Genomic DNA, 16558 nt, shown 5'->3' with positions numbered 1-16558 from the left:
TATGGCAGTAATTACAGAAGATATTTTGACTAAAGTAATAAAAAAAAGACCAAGTAATTCTCACAAAGGCAATTACGGCAGGGTCTTATTAATAGGTGGCAGTGAAAACTATGGTGGTGCAATTATCATGGCAGCCGAGGCTGCACTTAATAGTGGTGCTGGACTAATTTCTGTGGCTACCCATGCAGTGAACCTAAATGCATTGCATGCGCGTAATCCTGAGGTCATGTTTATTGACTGGCATGACCGGAATTTGGTAAATTTAATGAAAAAAATGGATGTTATCGTTTGTGGACCAGGTTTAGGATCCAGCACGTTTACTCGGCAATTAATGTCAACGATATGTCAAAATGTTTCTCGAAATCAAATATTGATTTTGGATGCAAGTGCTTTGGACATGATTGGTCAGGATGCAAAGATAATTCCAACTCAAATCGGTTTAGTGGTCATAACACCACATCAGATGGAATGGCAAAGGTTGAGTCAAATTAGAATCCCATATCAGACTGACAGTGCGAATTTAAATGCTTTGAAAAAGATTTTTCCTACACAAAATGCTGTTTTGGTTTTAAAATCAAATCACACTCACATTTATACCAAAGCTAATCAAATTTTTGTAAATCCGTTAGGCAACCCTGGCATGGCCACGGGTGGAATGGGAGATACATTAGCAGGTATTATTGGTGGCTTTACAGCTCAATTTGGTAATAATTTGGATTCTGTTCTGGCCGCAGTTTTTATTCATTCTTTAGCAGGCGATAAAATTGCTGAAAATAATTATGTGGTGCGACCGACTGAAATAAGTGCAATGTTGCCTCAGCTAATGAGTCAATATACTAATTAGATATTTTACGTTAAAAATTTGGTTGGGAGAAAGGTTATAACATGAAGAAAAGTCTTTTAAAAGTTCTTACTGCTTTTTGTGTTTTATTAATATGTGCTATTAGTCTGGCACGAATTTCAATGCCATCTCAGCCAGAAACTAAAAACTCAAGTAAGGAAGCGAAGAAAACAGCTGTTATTAAAACTGCAGCATCTTATCGACCGTACCGGGACCCAAAGGATTTACGTTCTCCTTTTAATTGGAAAAAGCCAAGTGAGACAAAGCCTTATCCTAAAATTAAGCATCTCGAAAATGACTTAACAATTAGAGTCTCCCTCAAGGGTAATCGAGTTTACATCTTGCGGGGTAATAAACGAGTGTACACCATGCTGGCAAGTGCTGGTTTGTTTAAAAAAGGCAAGTCATTGACACCAACAGGAAATTATAAAATTAAAAATGGTCGTGGAGACTCTTTTTATAATCCTGAATTAAATGAAGGTGCTAATAACTGGACTAGTTGGGACAAAGAAAATGTTTATCTTTTCCATTCCGTTCCTACGAAAGGCAACGGCAAATACAATATTAAAGAGGCTGAAAAGCTAGGTGTCAAGCCTGCCTCTCATGGCTGTATCAGATTAAGCGTTCCTGATTCACGCTGGTTGGCTGAAAATATTCCAGTAGGTACCAAAGTAATTATCAAAAATAACTAAAAAATTTGGCTCAGCTTTCATTTCCTGTTATAATCTTTTGGTGAAAGTGGTTAGGAGTAGTAGGCATTTTTTTAGAAAAGCGAGCTTGAGTTGGTGAAAGTCAAGCTGGAAAAATGACTGAAGGCGTGTCTAACTAATAATTTAGCAAATTTAATAAGCGGATACTTTGTATCAAATAGAGTGGTACCGCGGGTTTTAACTCGTCTCTTCTTCAAATAATGAGGAAGAGACTTTTTTGGCATTTAGGAGGAAAAATGGATTTTAAAGATAAGGTAGTTGACTTAATCGCTAGTCAGGTTGACCTTTCCCAAGATCAAATCAATTCATTAATTGAAAGACCAAAAAATGAAAAAATGGGTGACTATGCTTTTCCAGCCTTTGCATTGGCAAAAGTGCTGCATCAAAATCCTGTAGAAATTGCACAAAATATTGCAGACAAACTAAAAAGCAGCGACTTTGCTTCAATTAAAGCTGTTGGACCCTACGTTAATTTTTCTATCAATCACAGCAAGTTGATTTCACAAACTCTCACAGAAATCTTGCAACAAAAAGAACATTATGGTGACCAAAAATTGGGAGAGGGAAATGTGCCGATTGATATGTCCAGTCCCAACATTGCAAAACCAATGTCGATGGGGCACTTAAGGTCAACAGTAATTGGCAATTCAATTGCCAAGACCCTGCAAAAAGTTGGTTACACACCAATTAAAATCAACTATTTAGGTGATTACGGCACACAATTTGGTAAATTAATAGCGGCCTACAAGCACTGGGGTGTGGAAGAAGACGTTAAAAAAGACCCGATCATGAATTTATTTAAATATTACGTCAAGTTCCATAAAGAAGCTGAAAAGCACCCTGAGCTTGAAAATGAAGGTCGGGCGTGGTTTAAGAAACTAGAAGAGGGTGATCCAGAAGCAGTTAAATTATGGCAATGGTTCCGGGATGTTTCCTTAGCCGATTTCAACCGTATTTACAAAGAATTGGGAGTCACTTTTGATTCATATAAAGGTGAGGCTTTCTTTAACGATAAAATGCAACCCGTGATTGATGAGCTGAAAGAAAAAGGACTTTTGCATGAGTCTCGTGGTGCACAAGTGGTTGACATGGGTGAAGATGAAAATCCAGCTTTGATTGTTAAATCAGATGGCACTAGCATCTACTTGACACGTGATCTGGCAGCTGCGATTTATCGTATGAAAACTTATCATTTTGTTAAAATGCTTTATGTGGTCGGCAACGAACAGGCTCAGCATTTTGTAGAATTAAAATCTGTTTTGAAAAAAATGGGTTATGATTGGGCTGATGAAATTTACCATGTTCCTTTTGGCTTGATTACTCAAAATGGTAAAAAGTTATCTACTAGAAAAGGCAATGTGGTTTTTCTTGATCAAGTGTTACAAGACGCCGTTAAACTAGCTCAAAAACAAATTGAGCAGAAAAATCCTGATTTGACCAATAAAGATCAAGTAGCTCATGATGTTGGAGTTGGCGCAGTTATTTTTCATGATTTAAAGAATGAAAGAACTGAAAACTTTGACTTTGACCTTGATGAAGTTGTTCGTTTTGAAGGTGACACAGGTCCATATGTGCAGTATACAAATGCTCGTGCACAAAGTGTTTTGCGCAAGGCAGCCGTTCAAGGTCACGAACCGCAATTAACAGATATACAAATTGTTGATGACTGGGCTTTTGGTGTTGCTAAGTCCCTTGCTGATTTTCCTCGTATCATTGCTCGCAGCAGTGATAAGTTTGAGCCGTCAGTTATTGCTAAGTTTGCTCTTGATTTAGCTAAGAAATTTAACAAGTATTATGCAAATGTTAAAGTTTTAGTAGATGATGATCAAATTAGTGCTCGATTGGCATTAGTCCAGGCAACTTCAATTGTTTTAACTGAATCTTTGCGTCTATTAGGTGTGAATGCTCCTAAAGAAATGTAAAAGTTTTAAATAATAACGTTTACATCAAATAAAAGATTGTTCAACGATTAATTAATACGATACAATATGACTGTAAGTTTAATAGGAGGTATATTTAATGGCATATTTAGATAATGGTAATCAAATCTTTAAAGATGCTCGTAAAAACCATTATGCAGTAGGTGCTTATAACACTAACAACTTGGAATGGACACGTGCAATTTTACAGGCAGCTGAGGAAACAAGAACCCCAGTTTTAATTCAGGTGTCAATGGGTGCAGCTAAGTACATGGGTGGCTATAAAGTTGCTAAAGACTTAGTTGAAGACGAAATTGATGCAATGAACATCTCTGTTCCAGTTGTATTGAACTTAGATCATGGTAGCTTTGACGCTGCTAAAGAATGTATTGCTCTTGGTTATTCATCAGTTATGTTTGATGGTCATGCTTTACCAACTGAAGAGAACTTAGCTCAAACTAAAGAAATTGTTAAGTTAGCGCATGAACGTGGCATTTCAGTTGAGGCCGAAATCGGTAAAATTGGTGAAAATCAAGGTGCCGATGGTGGTGAACTTGCTTCTGTTGAAGACGCAAAAACTTTCGTAGCTGCAGGTGTTGACAAACTTGCTTGTGGTATTGGCAATATCCATGGTGTTTATCCAGAAGGCTGGAAAGGTTTAAACTTTGATCGTTTGAAGGAAATTGCTGATGCAGTTTCTGTTCCATTGGTATTACATGGTGGTTCAGGTATTCCTGAAGACCAAGTTAAGAAGGCTATTTCTCTCGGAATTTCTAAAGTTAACATTAACACTGAATTCCAATTAGCTTTTCAAGCTGCTACTCGTAAGTACTTTGAAGCACATAAGGATGAAGATAAGGACAACAAGGGTTACGATCCTCGTAAGCTTCTTCTTCCAGGTACAGAAGCAATTACAGCTTCAATGAAGGAAATGATCACATGGCTTGGTACTCCATCAATTGATGACAAGATTAAGTCAGCAGGTTTTGACAAGAGTTCATTGAACTTGGAATAATTTAATAATTATAATATAAGAGAGATCAATCTGAATGATTGATCTCTCTTTGCTTTAACAGCTGGGGTTAAAAACGACTGCAAACGGAAAACACCATTTTCATAGTCGTATTTTAAGACTGAACAGTTTTTAAAGTGATATTTGCGTTCAAAAGTATTATATTTTTCCCACTTTCTATAAAAATTCGCTATAGCACCGGCATGAGATACAATCAGAATATGTTGACAAGGAGATGATTCTGCAATACTGGTGATCGCTTTATTGATTCTTGCGACTACCTGTTTTTGGGATTCACCACCAAATTGAACAAAAAAGTCGTTATAAGGTAGTGGCGGATTTAAGTGTTCACCTTCTCCTTCGTATGCGCCGAAATTCCACTCACGTAAATCTTTATGCGTTTCAAAAGGTAGATCGGTCACTATTTTTAAAGTATCTATTGCCCTTTCAGAAGTTGAACAATGTGCCTCTTCTAAATTGACTTTCTCATGTTCAAAATATTCTTTTTTAGTTGCTTTTGCTTGTTTAATTCCTAATGAAGTTAAAGGTGAATCACAAAATCCCTGAATCTTATGTTGGACATTAAACAAAGTTTGTCCGTGACGCATTAGATAAACATATTTCATATTTTTACCTTCTTTGATATATATACATTTAATTGTAAACAAAAATATCATAAAATCTAAATGAAATAAATTGACTTAAAGTCTAATTTAAGCGTTATACTCAAGAAAAGAAGTATGGAGGGACAAACATGATTTTTGAAGAAACATTTACACTTAATAATGGGGTAAAAATCCCTAAACTAGCATTAGGAACCTGGAAAATCCCGGATAATGAAGTAGCTGCACCTGTGAAAAATGCCTTAAAAATGGGTTACCGGCATATTGATACTGCTCAGGCATATCATAACGAAAAAGGAGTTGGTCAGGGTATCAAAGATTCAGGTATTAGCCGTGATCAAATCTTTGTTAATTCTAAAGTAGAGGCTGAAATCAAAAATTATCAAGAAGCTAAAAAGTCAATTGATGAAACCCTTACTCGCATGGATCTTGACTATTTAGATATGATGATTATTCACAATCCTCAACCTTGGAAGGAAGTTAATCAGTCAGATGATCGCCATTTTGAAGGAAATCTAGAGACTTGGCGAGCATTAACAGATGCTATGAAAGAAGGAAAATTACGCGCAATTGGTGTTTCCAGTTTTCAGCCGAAGGATTTGCAGAATTTAATTGACAACAGTGAAGTTAAACCAATGGTAAATCAAATTTTGTGTCATATTGGAGCAACACCAAAAAAGTTGATTAATTTTTGTCAAGAACATGACATCGTTGTGGAGTCATTTTCGCCAGTTGCTCACGGTGAGGCTCTGACGAATAATACTATTAAGAGTATGGCAGAAAAATATCAAGTTTCAGTTGCCCAACTTTGTATTCGTTACGATTGGCAACTTAATACCGTAGTTTTACCTAAGTCTGTCAATCCAGAACATATGAAACAAAATTCAGAATTGAATTTTGAAATAAGTGATGTAGACATGAAAACTTTGGAGAATATTCATAATTTTGATTATGGCACTTCGAGTCATTTTCCAGTATTTGGTGGAAAAAGATAAAAAGAATACTTCAAATCTTCTAAAGTAAACTACAGTTTAAATTTTTCGAATAAGTTATCGGAATATAAAGTTAATTTCTTGATTTAACTTGATAATAAAAACAATCAAATACCAAACTTGCCTTCTTAGCTGAAAAATCAGCTTAGAAGGCTTTTTGTATTTAAAAAATTTAAATTAAGTCGATTTATAACTAATAAAGTAACTTCTTGATAAGCTTATTTTTACTTACAATTAATATAAATGTCCGTTGTAGAAACAAACAACGGACACTTTTTAATTATTTAAGCGTTTACATGAATGGCAAAATAAAAATGTCAGGAGGTATGACCAGTGCATAAAGAAATTAGTCAAGAAATTATTGATTATCTTAAGCTTCACAATAAGTTCATTACTTCTGAGGAACTATCAAATGGTTTAAATGTTTCGAAAAAAACAATTGCTCGCCATATCAATAGTATCAATAAAAAATATTCTCAACCAATAATTGTTTCCCAAAGGGGGCGGGGCTATGAGTTAAATTATTCAAATTATTTAAATATGGCAAATAGCAATGTCCATAATGATTCATCAACACAGCTCAGACAGGAGAACATGCTGGCAAAGTTGCTTTTTGCATCCCCCAACGATGTTAAAATTTATGACTTAGTTAACAGTTTATATATCAGCGAACCTGTCTTGAGAAATGATGAAAAGCAAATCAGTAAAAGAATATGTAAGTGGAATTTAAAACTGGAAAGCAAACAAAGATCAGTAAAGATTACTGGCAATGAGAAAGACATCAGAAGTGCTTTGATGGAGGTAGTACTTCACATTAATAAGTCTACGGACATTGAAACTTTGCGAAAAAATACTTCTCAATTAGATCAAAAGGATTTTAATTTTGCTTTAAGCCAGGTCGAAATGGCACTGCGAGTTTTAAATGGCTCTTTACCTTATCCGTATAATATAAATTTTTTTGCTCATATTTATGTTCTTTTGATTAGGGCAAAAAAATTTAAGGCAATGGATAAGTCAATTTCTCTAGATACCAGTTTGCAAACAGAAATTAAAATGAATCCTGAAATTTTTAGCATTTGCAAAAGTATTGTATCAAACATGAAAAAGTATCTAGGCTTTAAAGGAGAAGAATTAGATTCCGAAGTTTATTACTTATTTAAGTATCTGCTAACTTCTCGCTTTAATTCATTTGATGGCATTGTTCTTGATGATCGCGATTTAGCAGATCAGGTTACCGACTTTTTTATTTCCAAAGTTTCCGCTTATTTACATTGCAGCTTTTCACCTTCTATAAAAGATGAAATTAAAAATCATGTTTTGGCCATGATTAGCAGGCTGAAAATGAAGATATCCTTACCAAATGCCCTTTTAAAAGATATTAAACTAGAATATCCGCAAGTTTTTACTGCCACTAAAAAAGCTGCCACCTTAGCAAGTCAAAAATTTAATTTACCGGTAATCCCGGACGATGAAACTGGCTTTATCTGTTTGTACTTTGCCAAATATTATGAAGAAAATAACAAATCAAATAAGAAGATTAAGGCCTATGTAATTTGCACAACAGGTATTGGAACTTCCGGAATTATTTCTACCAAGATAAAAAACTCAATCCCTGAGATTGAAATTGTTGGGTTAGCTTCTAATTACAATATTGAAAATATTATCAAAAATAAGCCTGAAATTGAATTGCTAATTAGTACAGTTCCTATTAATTATCACGGAAAAATTCCTGTCGAATTAGTGAGTGCCTTTTTTACGAAAAAGGATGAGCAGAAAGTCAGAAATGTAGTAAGGAATATCATTAATGAACGAAGTTTTGCTTAAAAGCTGTGATATTGATGTAACAGATCAAAAAGCGGCTTTTCAAATTATAGTTGATATAGTCGCTTCAAAAATGGATGTGAGCAAAGTAACAGTTTTAAGAAGTTTGTCAACGAGAGAAAAAACTGCTAACACGGCTTTGATAAAGGGAATTGCCATTCCTCACGTAATTTTAGAATCTGATTTTACGCCTTGGCTATTAATTCTAAAATCAAAAACTTTAATAGCTGATTGGGATTGTCTTGATGATTCCAAGGTTAATACGCTTATCTGTTTAGTAGTTCCAAAAATAATAAAAAAAGCCAACAAAAGCTTTAAAAAAATAATTCAGATCATAGACAAGTTGGCTAACGACAATGTCATTGCAGAAATAAACAAAGCTGAAAGTGCAACTGAAATTGTTCAGATTTTAAAAAGATAGGAGGTCAAAAAATTTGGCTGATAAAGAAATTAATATTGCGAAAGTCATTAATTTAAACTTGATTGACCTTCATTTAAATGGAAAAACTAAAAAAGATGTAATTAAAGAGCTCAGTACTCTTTTGAAAGAGGATGACGATATTACAAATACCCAGGACTTCATTGATGACGTATTTCTACGTGAAGAAGAAGGGGAAACTGGAATTGGTCAAGGGGTGGCAATTCCACACGGCAAATCAAAAGCCGTCAAAAATACTATGATAGCGATTGGTCTAAGTGATCATCCTATACCTTGGGAAACTTTAGATGATAAACCAGTTACAGCCGTAATTTTATTTGCAGTCAGGGATCAAGATGCGGATACGTTGCACCTAAAGCTTTTACAAAGAGTGGCAATTTTACTGTCTGATGATGATTTCATTGATAAGCTACATGCCGCCAAAAATAAAAAAAATGTTATTGATCTTTTGTGTGGGAACAAAGGGAGATGATTAATTATGAAAATAGTTTGTGTTTGTGCTTGCACATCTGGTATTGCCCATACTTATCTAGCAAAGGCAAAGTTGGAAAAGGCAGCCAAAGAATTGGGGGATGAAATTCACGTTGAAACCCAAGGAACAATCGGTACTGAAAATGCATTAACTCCTGAGCAAATCGCTGAGGCAGATGTAGCATTGCTGGCTGTTGATATTGCAACTACTGGCAATGAGCGTTTTAAAAATATTCCTACAGTAAAAGTAGGTACTTCTCTGGTTGTAAAGGCTCCCAAACAATTGCTGGAAAAAATTGAAGAAGAAGTGAAAGAAAGAAAGAGTCAAAAGGAGTGATTTAAATGAATACATTTGTCACAGGTGCTAAAAAAGCTGGATCAGCTGTCAAAAAGCATCTATTAACTTCCATTTCATACATGTTGCCATTAGTTGTGGCTTCGGGATTATTGATAGCCATAGGTAATCTGATGGGCGGTAAGCAGGTAACAAGCCTTGCACAAATGAACTTTCCTAATAGTATGACCACTTTAGGTGTTCTGGGAATGGGATTATTACCATCGTTCATTGCTGGCTATATTGGTTATTCAATAGCCGATAGACCGGGTATTGCGCCTGGATTTCTTGCAGGACAGATAGCTTCTTTTTTGGGAGCAGGTTTTCTTGGCGGTATCATTGGAGGATTTATTGCTGGTTATATTGCACTAGGTATTAGAAAAATTAAAGTCCCTCGTTGGGCTAACGGACTGATGCCTATGTTAATAGTACCAACTGTTACTGCAATTTTTACAGCTCTGATTATGTTTTTCCTATTAGGTCAACCATTAACAGCTGCCACGACCGCTCTTAATCACTTCATTACTAATTTGGATAGATCCCAAAGAGCTTTATATGGATTCTTAATTGGTTGGATTGGATGTCTGGATTATGGTGGAGCAATTAGTAAAATCCCAAATTTGATTTGTGATGGTTTATTGCTTGATGGTATTAAAGGGCCTGAAGGTATAAAGGTATTAGCTTCTATGGTTCCTCCATTTGGAGTTACAATGTCTTACTTTTTAGCTAAGTTGTTCCATAAAAATATTTATACCAGAAAAGAAATTGAAAATATTGAAGTAGCCTTTCCTATGGGATGCTGCATGATTACTGAGGGTGTTATTCCTATAGCTATGAATGATTTGTTTAGAACTTTACCTTGTACTTGGATTGGTTGTGGAGTAACAGGAATGATTAGCTACGCTTTGGGCAATGAGAGTCCTGTTCCATCAGGTGGAATTTTCGTTATTCCAGCTATGTCAAAACCAGTCATTGCAATAATTGCTTTACTGGTTGGATCGTTAATAACTGGTATTTTGCTGGCAATTATTAAAAAACCATTAACTGAAAAGCAGGTTGATGAAGTTCAAGAAGACGATGAGAAAAATATTGATTTATCTAATATCAACATACAATAAAAATACTTTCAAGGAAGTGATGCCTCGTTTATTAATAAAAAATTGCTGGAAATAAAAAATAGATTTAGACAAAAGGAGAAAAATATGACATTAGTAAATATGAATCAGTTGTTGGCAAAAACGAGAAAAAATAATTTTGCAGTAGGAGCATATAATGTTTCAAACCTTGAACTGGTAAGAACAGTGATTGAGCAATGTGAAGAGGACTACGCTCCAGCAATTATAATGATTCACCCAACTGAGCTTAGGTATTGTAAAGATGACTTTATTAGTTATGTTTTAACCAGAATTCGTGATAGTAAAATTCCAGTGGCACTGCATCTTGACCATGGTGATTCTGTGGATAGTGCAGCTAGAGCAATTCATGATGGCTTTAGTTCAGTAATGATTGATATGTCGGCTGAGGACTGGGAAACAAATGTTGCTCTAACTAGAGAAACAGTTATTATGGCTCACAGAGTTGGTGTTTCTGTTGAAGGTGAAGTAGGAACAATAGGTAAAACTGGGGTCCATATTGAGGGACACAAAAAAGAAGGTATTTATACCACTCCAGAAGAAGCTCAAAAATTTGTAGAGGAAACGGGTGTAGATACTTTGGCTGTTGGTATTGGAACTAGTCATGGTATTTATCCACCTGATGTAACTCCTAAAATCAGAATTGACATTTTACAGAAAATAGTTCAAGCAGTTCCAGATACCCCTTTGGTTATGCACGGAGGCTCATCAAATCCGGATGAGCAAGTTGCAGATGCTGTTAAAAATGGAATAAGTAAGGTGAATTTAGCTTCAGATTACAAAAATGCATTTTTCCAAAAAGCTCGTGAAATATTGGCAAAAAACGATGGATGGGATCCAAATAATTTATTCCCTGAAGCCATTGAAGCAGGTAAAAAAGTAGTACATCATAAAAATAAGGTATTTAATTCAATTGGAAAAGCTAAATTATATGAAGGCATTGATCCTTGGAGATCAGATAAAATTTAAGTATTAATCATTATAGAGGGTCTACAACATTGGAATTTTGTTTCAAAAGTTTGTAGACCTTTTTTATGTGTAGTCGCAAAGCCATATATTATTTTGATATTTACCTGGAAAATAGCAATATAATATATCTTATATTATTAAATTAAAAAGATATATTTAAGGAGATAATTACAGTGCGTGAAGAGTTAAAGTTTTTGAATTGCATCGACCATGAGGTGCCAATACAAGTTGATATTCCAAATGAAGGAGAAAAATTTCCTGCTGTATTGATGATTCATGGTTTCATGTCTTCCAGGAATAATGATAATCATATGTTAGCAAGAATTAGCAAAAAAATTGTAGAAGCCGGAATCGTTGCTGCAAGAATTGACTTGTGCAGCATGGGAGAGAACCTTTATTCAAGAGAAAATTATGGCATGAAAGTGATGACCGATGAGGTTAAAGCGAGTTTTAAATATTTGCAGTCTTTACCATATGTTGAAGAAAATAACGTTGGACTTTTAGGTCATAGCCTTGGTGGTCGCTTAGTATTTACTTGTTCGACGTTACCAGCAAAAATTATAGTTTCTCTAAATGGCGCTATCAATACTTCTGAGCCTCTTGAAATGGCATATGATAAATTTCAAATGGATAATTTAGGTTACTGCATTGTTCATACCAGTAGCGGTGGTGTTGAACTGGTATACCGCAGGTTCTTTGATGAATTGAAAACAACTTTGAATGACAACATTAAAAATTTTAAAAATCCAATTTTAGTTGAAGTATGTATCAGCGATCCTACTTTGGATCCAAATATCAGTTTAAATTTTATTAAAAACTGTCACATGGATAACGTAGATTCGTTTACAGTTGAAAATGCGAACCATACTTACAATGTTGAAACTGGTGATTTTACCAAACTTAATGAAGTTATTGGTAAGGTCGTGCCTTGGATTAGTTCGCATATAAAATAAAAAAACCAGTCTTTTGTATAACTGGTCTGTTAAAAACAATTTTGAGCTAAACTTTAATTATTAAAGTTTAGCTTTTTTAATTATAACTTTGTGAAAGTAGTTGGTTCTTTAAGTGCGCGCTCTGTCCAAAGGAAAACTTGATTTTGATGAATTTCAATTGGTAAAAGCTCATGCTGATACAGTCTTTCTTCCACATACATTTTACCTTTTTCATTAACAATAACAGGATAATCCCACTTGCCAATTGTAACTGTTAAATTACCATCTTTTTCATTTAGAGTGATTAAACCGTAACCTGGGTTTTCATAATCTCCTAAAAGATTATCTTTAGCCGCAAAATTTTTGGGTGATTTTCCTTTAAGAATGGCAATGTTTTCTTCACGCGTTGCTAATTTTTGATCAACAATCCGTTTGATTTTGCTGGTCCAATCAATATCTGAGATGCCCATAGCTTCATCAATAGTCTGGTAGGCTAAAGCAAAAATTGCATCTGTTGAATCCATATTTGTGGTCGAAACAAAAGCTAAATCAAGATCAGGAACAAAGCCCATGAAAGAGCAGTAACCAATGTATGAACCACTGTGGTAGAAGTATTTGTGTCCGCGGTAATCTTCCATCATCATACCTAAACCGTAAGCACCAAAATTAGCACCACCGTAGGCACGGCTTGGAGCCATAATAGATTGAGGCAAAAAGTGTTCAGCTATTGCGTTGTTTTTGTTTTCTTTTTGCAATTTTAACTGATACTCAGCCCAGGTAAGCAAATCCGAAATAGATGAGAGCATACTGCTGGCACCACCAACTTTACCAGGTGCAATAAAAGGAACCTCTTCTGTAATTCCATTGTCTCTAATATATGGTTTAACTATATCTTCTCTTGGTGCTTCATGATGGTTAATATAAGTTCTAGTTAACTTAAGGGGTTCGAGTAAATGCTGGTGCTCATAGGTACCGTAATCTTCACCAATTACTTGTTCAAAAGCATGGGTGGCTAAAGCAAAGACCAGGTTGCTGTATTGCATTTTATAACGTAATTCATGGTTAGGCTTTAAATGACCAACGTGTTCAGCTTTTTCTTTTAAAGAAAGGTCATGCTTGTTCATATTAGTAAAACGCATCAGATCGTGAGCTGGTAAGCCACTTTGGTGACTAAGGGCGTCCCTCCATGTTAAATGATCTTCAGCATATTTATCTTCTAGCTTTAGCTCAGGCCAAGACTTTTTTAAAGGATCATCTAGATTTATCTTACCTTCATCAGCCAATTGACAGACGGCAGTAGCAAAAAATGTTTTGGAAATTGAAGCTAAAGGATAAAGATTGTCTTGCTCAGCTTGACCATATACATGACTATAGCTTTCACCTTTGTGATAAACACCAATTCCTAAACTGGGTAAATTAAAAGTATTAATAGCTTTTTGAGCTAAATCGGCAATTTTTTGCTTGTTCATATTCACTTTCTAACTCTTTCTATATTTATTTTTTCCATATTAAAATTATACAGAAGCATTTGTTATTTTACACTAAATAAAAATTCTTTTAAATACTCCTTTAAAATATATGATTATACGATTTGACATAAATGAAAAATTTATTAATAATATTAGTAAAATATAATGAAATGAGTGATTTTTATGAAAAAAAGAAGTAAGCTTGCTTCTGCTGGCATTTTGGGTCTAGCTACCATAACACTGGCAGCCTGTGCTAAAAGTGCTAACAATAGTGATGACACTAATACAGTAAAAAAATTTCCTGTTGAAACTCCTGAAAAGAATGTTAAAAATGGTGGAACTGTAAAAGTTGCAGTTGTCACTGATACTCCATTTTCAGGTATTTTTTCACAAGAACTTTCCTCTGAAGACCTAGACTCGATGGTTGCAGCTCCCGGTCAAGAAACTTTATTTGATAGTGATGATCAATATGGCGTCACTGATAAAGGTCCAGCTACACGTAAATTAGATCCTAAGAAAAAGACGATCACAATCAATATTAAAAAGGGCGTTAAATGGTCTGACGGTAAACAGGTAGTAGCTAAAGATTTTGAATATGCGTATGAGATTTTAGCTAACAAGGATACAGCTTGTCCGCGGTATAGCAGTCAGTTTGAAGTCTTAAAGGGCTTAAAAGAATATCACGAAGGCAAAGCTAAAACTATTTCTGGAATTGAAATGCCTGATGGAGAAAATGGCCGTAAAGTTGTTTTACACTGCTCAGCTTTAAATCCAAGTATGTCAAATGCAGGAAGTCGTTCGCTTTGGGAAGCAGTTGAACCTTATCATTATTTAAAAGATATTCCTTTTTCTAAATTAAAGTCTTCAGATAGGATCAGGAAGAATCCCTTATTTTTCGGACCGTTTAAGATTGAAAAACTAGTTAGAGGGCAATCTGCAACCTGGGTACCGAACAAATATTACTGGAGAGGGAAACCAAAATTAGATAAAGTTGTTATATCAGTGGTATCTCCTAATTCTGCTTCTCAAGCAATTAAAAGTCATAAATTTGATATTATTCCTGTAATTAATACCCAGTGGCCACAAGTTAAAAATACCAAAAACGTGAACTTCATTGCCCAAATCCCAATTGCTTATCATTATTTAGGCTTTAAAGTAGGAAAATGGGATGCTGAAAAGAGCAAGAATGTTATGAATCCTAATGCTAAGATGAATAATAAGGCTTTAAGGCAGGCAATAGGTTATGCCATGAATGTTGATGCGGTTAATAAGCGTTATACATATGGTTTAACATTTAGAGTAAAAACTTTGGTTCCAGAAAAGTTTGGTGACTACTTTGATAAAACTGAGAAAGGATATAATTACGACTTAAAAAAGGCAAATCAGATTTTGGATAAAGCGGGTTACAAGAAGAAAGGAAAGTGGCGCGTTCAGCCAAATGGCAAGCCTTTGGTAATTCATTTTGCAGCTATGAGTGGGGATACTACTCAGGAGCCAATAGTTCAAAACTACTTGCAGCAGTGGCATAAAGTTGGACTGAATGTACAATTGTCCACGGGTCGTTTAATTGAACACAATTCTTTCTATGATAAATTACAACATGATAATAAAGGCGTCGACATGTATCTGGCTGGTTGGTCAACGCCTACTGAACCTTCGCCACATCCATATTATAGTGAATCAGCACCTTTTAACATGACCAGATTTGTAACTGCAAAAAACAATAAACTTTTGGATGAGATAAATTCTCAAAAGGCTTTTAATCATGATTATCGGGTTAAAAAATTTCATGAATGGCAAAGATATATGAATGATGAAGCCTATGTTATCCCAGTTGATAATTCCTATCAGATCTTTGCAGTTAATGACAAGATTTCCGGCTATTCGCTTAAGCCGTCAAAACAAAACAATAATCATCCTTTGTGGAATGAAGTAGGTTTTACTAAATAGAAAGAAGCTGTAAATTTCAATGAGAACTGGAACAAAAATTATAACTTTAGATAATGGCTATCATTTGTGGACAAGTACCCAAGGTGAAGGCGATATTCATTTATTAGCTCTTCACGGTGGACCAGGAGGAAATCATGAATATTGGGAAGACGCTGCTGACCAATTAGCAAAGCAGGGACTACATGTTCAAGTTACTATGTATGATCAGTTAGGCTCTCTTTATTCAGATCAACCGGATTATGATAATCCTGAAATTGCAGCCAAATACTTAACTTATGAATACTTCCTTGATGAAGTTGATGAAGTTCGTGCCAAACTTGGTCTTGATAATTGCTACTTGATTGGACAAAGTTGGGGTGGCCTGCTGGCACAAGAATATGCGGTGAAATATGGTCAACACTTAAAAGGAACGATTATTTCTTCCATGGTTGATGATACTGATGACTATATTGAGTCAATTAACCGTCGTAGACAAGAAATTTTCCCGCAATCAGAAATTGACTTTATGCGTGAATGTGAAGCAAACAATGATTATGACAATAAACGCTATCAAGAGGATATTCAAATATTAAATATTAACTTTCTTGATCGGCGACAGCCATGCAAGCTATATCATATTAAGCGTATCGGTGGTTTGCCTGTTTACCATGCCTTTCAAGGTGATAATGAATTTGTAGTAACAGGTAAATTAAAAGATTGGCATTTTAGAAAGTACTTAAAGCAAATAAAAATGCCGACCCTTTTGACTTTTGGTGAAGAAGATACTATGCCTTTAGAGACTGCAAAGATTATGCAACGTGAAATTCCTAATTCACGCTTAGTTACTACACCGAATGCAGGACATCATCACATGGTTGATAATCCTGATGTTTATTATAAGCATGTAGCAGATTTTATTCGTGAAATAGAAGCTGGTACTTTCGTGGGTGATTAAATTATCAGA

General features: G+C 35.0%; 16 protein-coding genes. 14 read left to right on the top strand and 2 right to left on the bottom strand.

Annotated elements, in window-relative coordinates:
* The first annotated feature begins 1 nt into the window (after nt 1).
* From JF76_RS06635 to fba, 4 genes are all read left to right on the top strand, one after another.
* Nucleotides 2–844: an NAD(P)H-hydrate dehydratase gene (locus JF76_RS06635; protein WP_045928354.1), complete on the top strand. Its 843-nt coding sequence runs from the start codon at nt 2–4 to the stop codon at nt 842–844.
* A 41-nt stretch (nt 845–885) separates the two neighbouring features.
* Nucleotides 886–1533, top strand: a complete 648-nt coding sequence (locus JF76_RS06630) for a L,D-transpeptidase (protein WP_045928353.1) — start codon at nt 886–888, stop codon at nt 1531–1533.
* A 254-nt stretch (nt 1534–1787) separates the two neighbouring features.
* Nucleotides 1788–3473 carry an arginine--tRNA ligase gene (gene argS / locus JF76_RS06625; protein WP_045928352.1) on the top strand — a complete coding sequence of 562 codons (1686 nt, stop codon included), beginning with the start codon at nt 1788–1790 and terminating at the stop codon, nt 3471–3473.
* A 97-nt stretch (nt 3474–3570) separates the two neighbouring features.
* On the top strand, nt 3571–4485 hold the full coding sequence (gene fba, locus JF76_RS06620) for a class II fructose-1,6-bisphosphate aldolase (protein ID WP_045928351.1): 915 nt from the start codon (nt 3571–3573) through the stop codon (nt 4483–4485).
* Between the two features lie 8 nt (nt 4486–4493).
* On the opposite strand, the gene JF76_RS06615 is transcribed toward fba, so the two are convergent.
* The gene (locus JF76_RS06615) at nt 4494–5108 is read right to left on the bottom strand and encodes a histidine phosphatase family protein (RefSeq protein WP_045928350.1); all 615 of its coding nucleotides are present in this window, start codon (nt 5106–5108) and stop codon (nt 4494–4496) included.
* A gap of 128 nt (nt 5109–5236) precedes the next feature.
* Here JF76_RS06615 and JF76_RS06610 point away from each other — a divergent pair, with 128 nt between their 5' ends.
* The 8 genes from JF76_RS06610 (at nt 5237) to JF76_RS06575 (ending at nt 12217) form a co-directional block, all read left to right on the top strand.
* Nucleotides 5237–6100: an aldo/keto reductase gene (locus tag JF76_RS06610; RefSeq protein ID WP_045928349.1), complete on the top strand. Its 864-nt coding sequence runs from the start codon at nt 5237–5239 to the stop codon at nt 6098–6100.
* Between the two features lie 330 nt (nt 6101–6430).
* Nucleotides 6431–7921 (top strand): BglG family transcription antiterminator, encoded by a 1491-nt coding sequence (locus JF76_RS06605; RefSeq protein WP_045928348.1) that lies wholly within the window; start codon nt 6431–6433, stop codon nt 7919–7921.
* A complete protein-coding gene (locus JF76_RS09955; RefSeq protein WP_052697084.1) occupies nt 7902–8339 on the top strand; it encodes a PTS sugar transporter subunit IIA in 438 nt (145 codons plus the stop codon). Before JF76_RS06605 ends, JF76_RS09955 begins: the two co-directional genes overlap by 20 nt.
* 13 nt (nt 8340–8352) lie before the next feature.
* A complete protein-coding gene (locus tag JF76_RS06595) occupies nt 8353–8829 on the top strand; it encodes a PTS sugar transporter subunit IIA (RefSeq protein ID WP_034980067.1) in 477 nt (158 codons plus the stop codon).
* A 6-nt stretch (nt 8830–8835) separates the two neighbouring features.
* Nucleotides 8836–9165: a PTS fructose transporter subunit IIB gene (locus JF76_RS06590; RefSeq protein WP_045928347.1), complete on the top strand. Its 330-nt coding sequence runs from the start codon at nt 8836–8838 to the stop codon at nt 9163–9165.
* Between the two features lie 5 nt (nt 9166–9170).
* Nucleotides 9171–10280 (top strand): PTS fructose transporter subunit IIC, encoded by a 1110-nt coding sequence (locus JF76_RS06585; RefSeq protein WP_045928346.1) that lies wholly within the window; start codon nt 9171–9173, stop codon nt 10278–10280.
* A gap of 84 nt (nt 10281–10364) precedes the next feature.
* Nucleotides 10365–11264 (top strand): ketose-bisphosphate aldolase, encoded by a 900-nt coding sequence (locus JF76_RS06580; RefSeq protein WP_045928345.1) that lies wholly within the window; start codon nt 10365–10367, stop codon nt 11262–11264.
* A 173-nt stretch (nt 11265–11437) separates the two neighbouring features.
* Complete coding sequence (locus JF76_RS06575; protein WP_045928344.1) at nt 11438–12217, top strand: alpha/beta hydrolase; 780 nt, start codon at nt 11438–11440, stop codon at nt 12215–12217.
* An 80-nt stretch (nt 12218–12297) separates the two neighbouring features.
* Here JF76_RS06575 and JF76_RS06570 read toward each other — a convergent pair whose 3' ends face one another.
* Nucleotides 12298–13665 carry a serine hydrolase domain-containing protein gene (locus JF76_RS06570; RefSeq protein ID WP_045928343.1) on the bottom strand — a complete coding sequence of 456 codons (1368 nt, stop codon included), beginning with the start codon at nt 13663–13665 and terminating at the stop codon, nt 12298–12300.
* A gap of 183 nt (nt 13666–13848) precedes the next feature.
* On the opposite strand from JF76_RS06570, the gene JF76_RS06565 reads away from it, so the two are divergent.
* Nucleotides 13849–15615 carry an oligopeptide ABC transporter substrate-binding protein gene (locus JF76_RS06565; RefSeq protein ID WP_045928342.1) on the top strand — a complete coding sequence of 589 codons (1767 nt, stop codon included), beginning with the start codon at nt 13849–13851 and terminating at the stop codon, nt 15613–15615.
* Nucleotides 15616–15634: 19 nt separating this feature from the next.
* The gene (locus tag JF76_RS06560) at nt 15635–16549 is read left to right on the top strand and encodes a proline-specific peptidase family protein (protein ID WP_045928341.1); all 915 of its coding nucleotides are present in this window, start codon (nt 15635–15637) and stop codon (nt 16547–16549) included.
* The last annotated feature ends 9 nt before the right edge of the window (nt 16550–16558 follow it).

This window comes from Lactobacillus kullabergensis (assembly GCF_000967195.1).
In the GTDB taxonomy this organism is placed as follows: domain Bacteria; phylum Bacillota; class Bacilli; order Lactobacillales; family Lactobacillaceae; genus Lactobacillus; species Lactobacillus kullabergensis.
The sequence above is the reverse complement of the archived record's forward strand: the minus strand, read 5'-3'. Positions and strand labels throughout refer to the sequence as shown.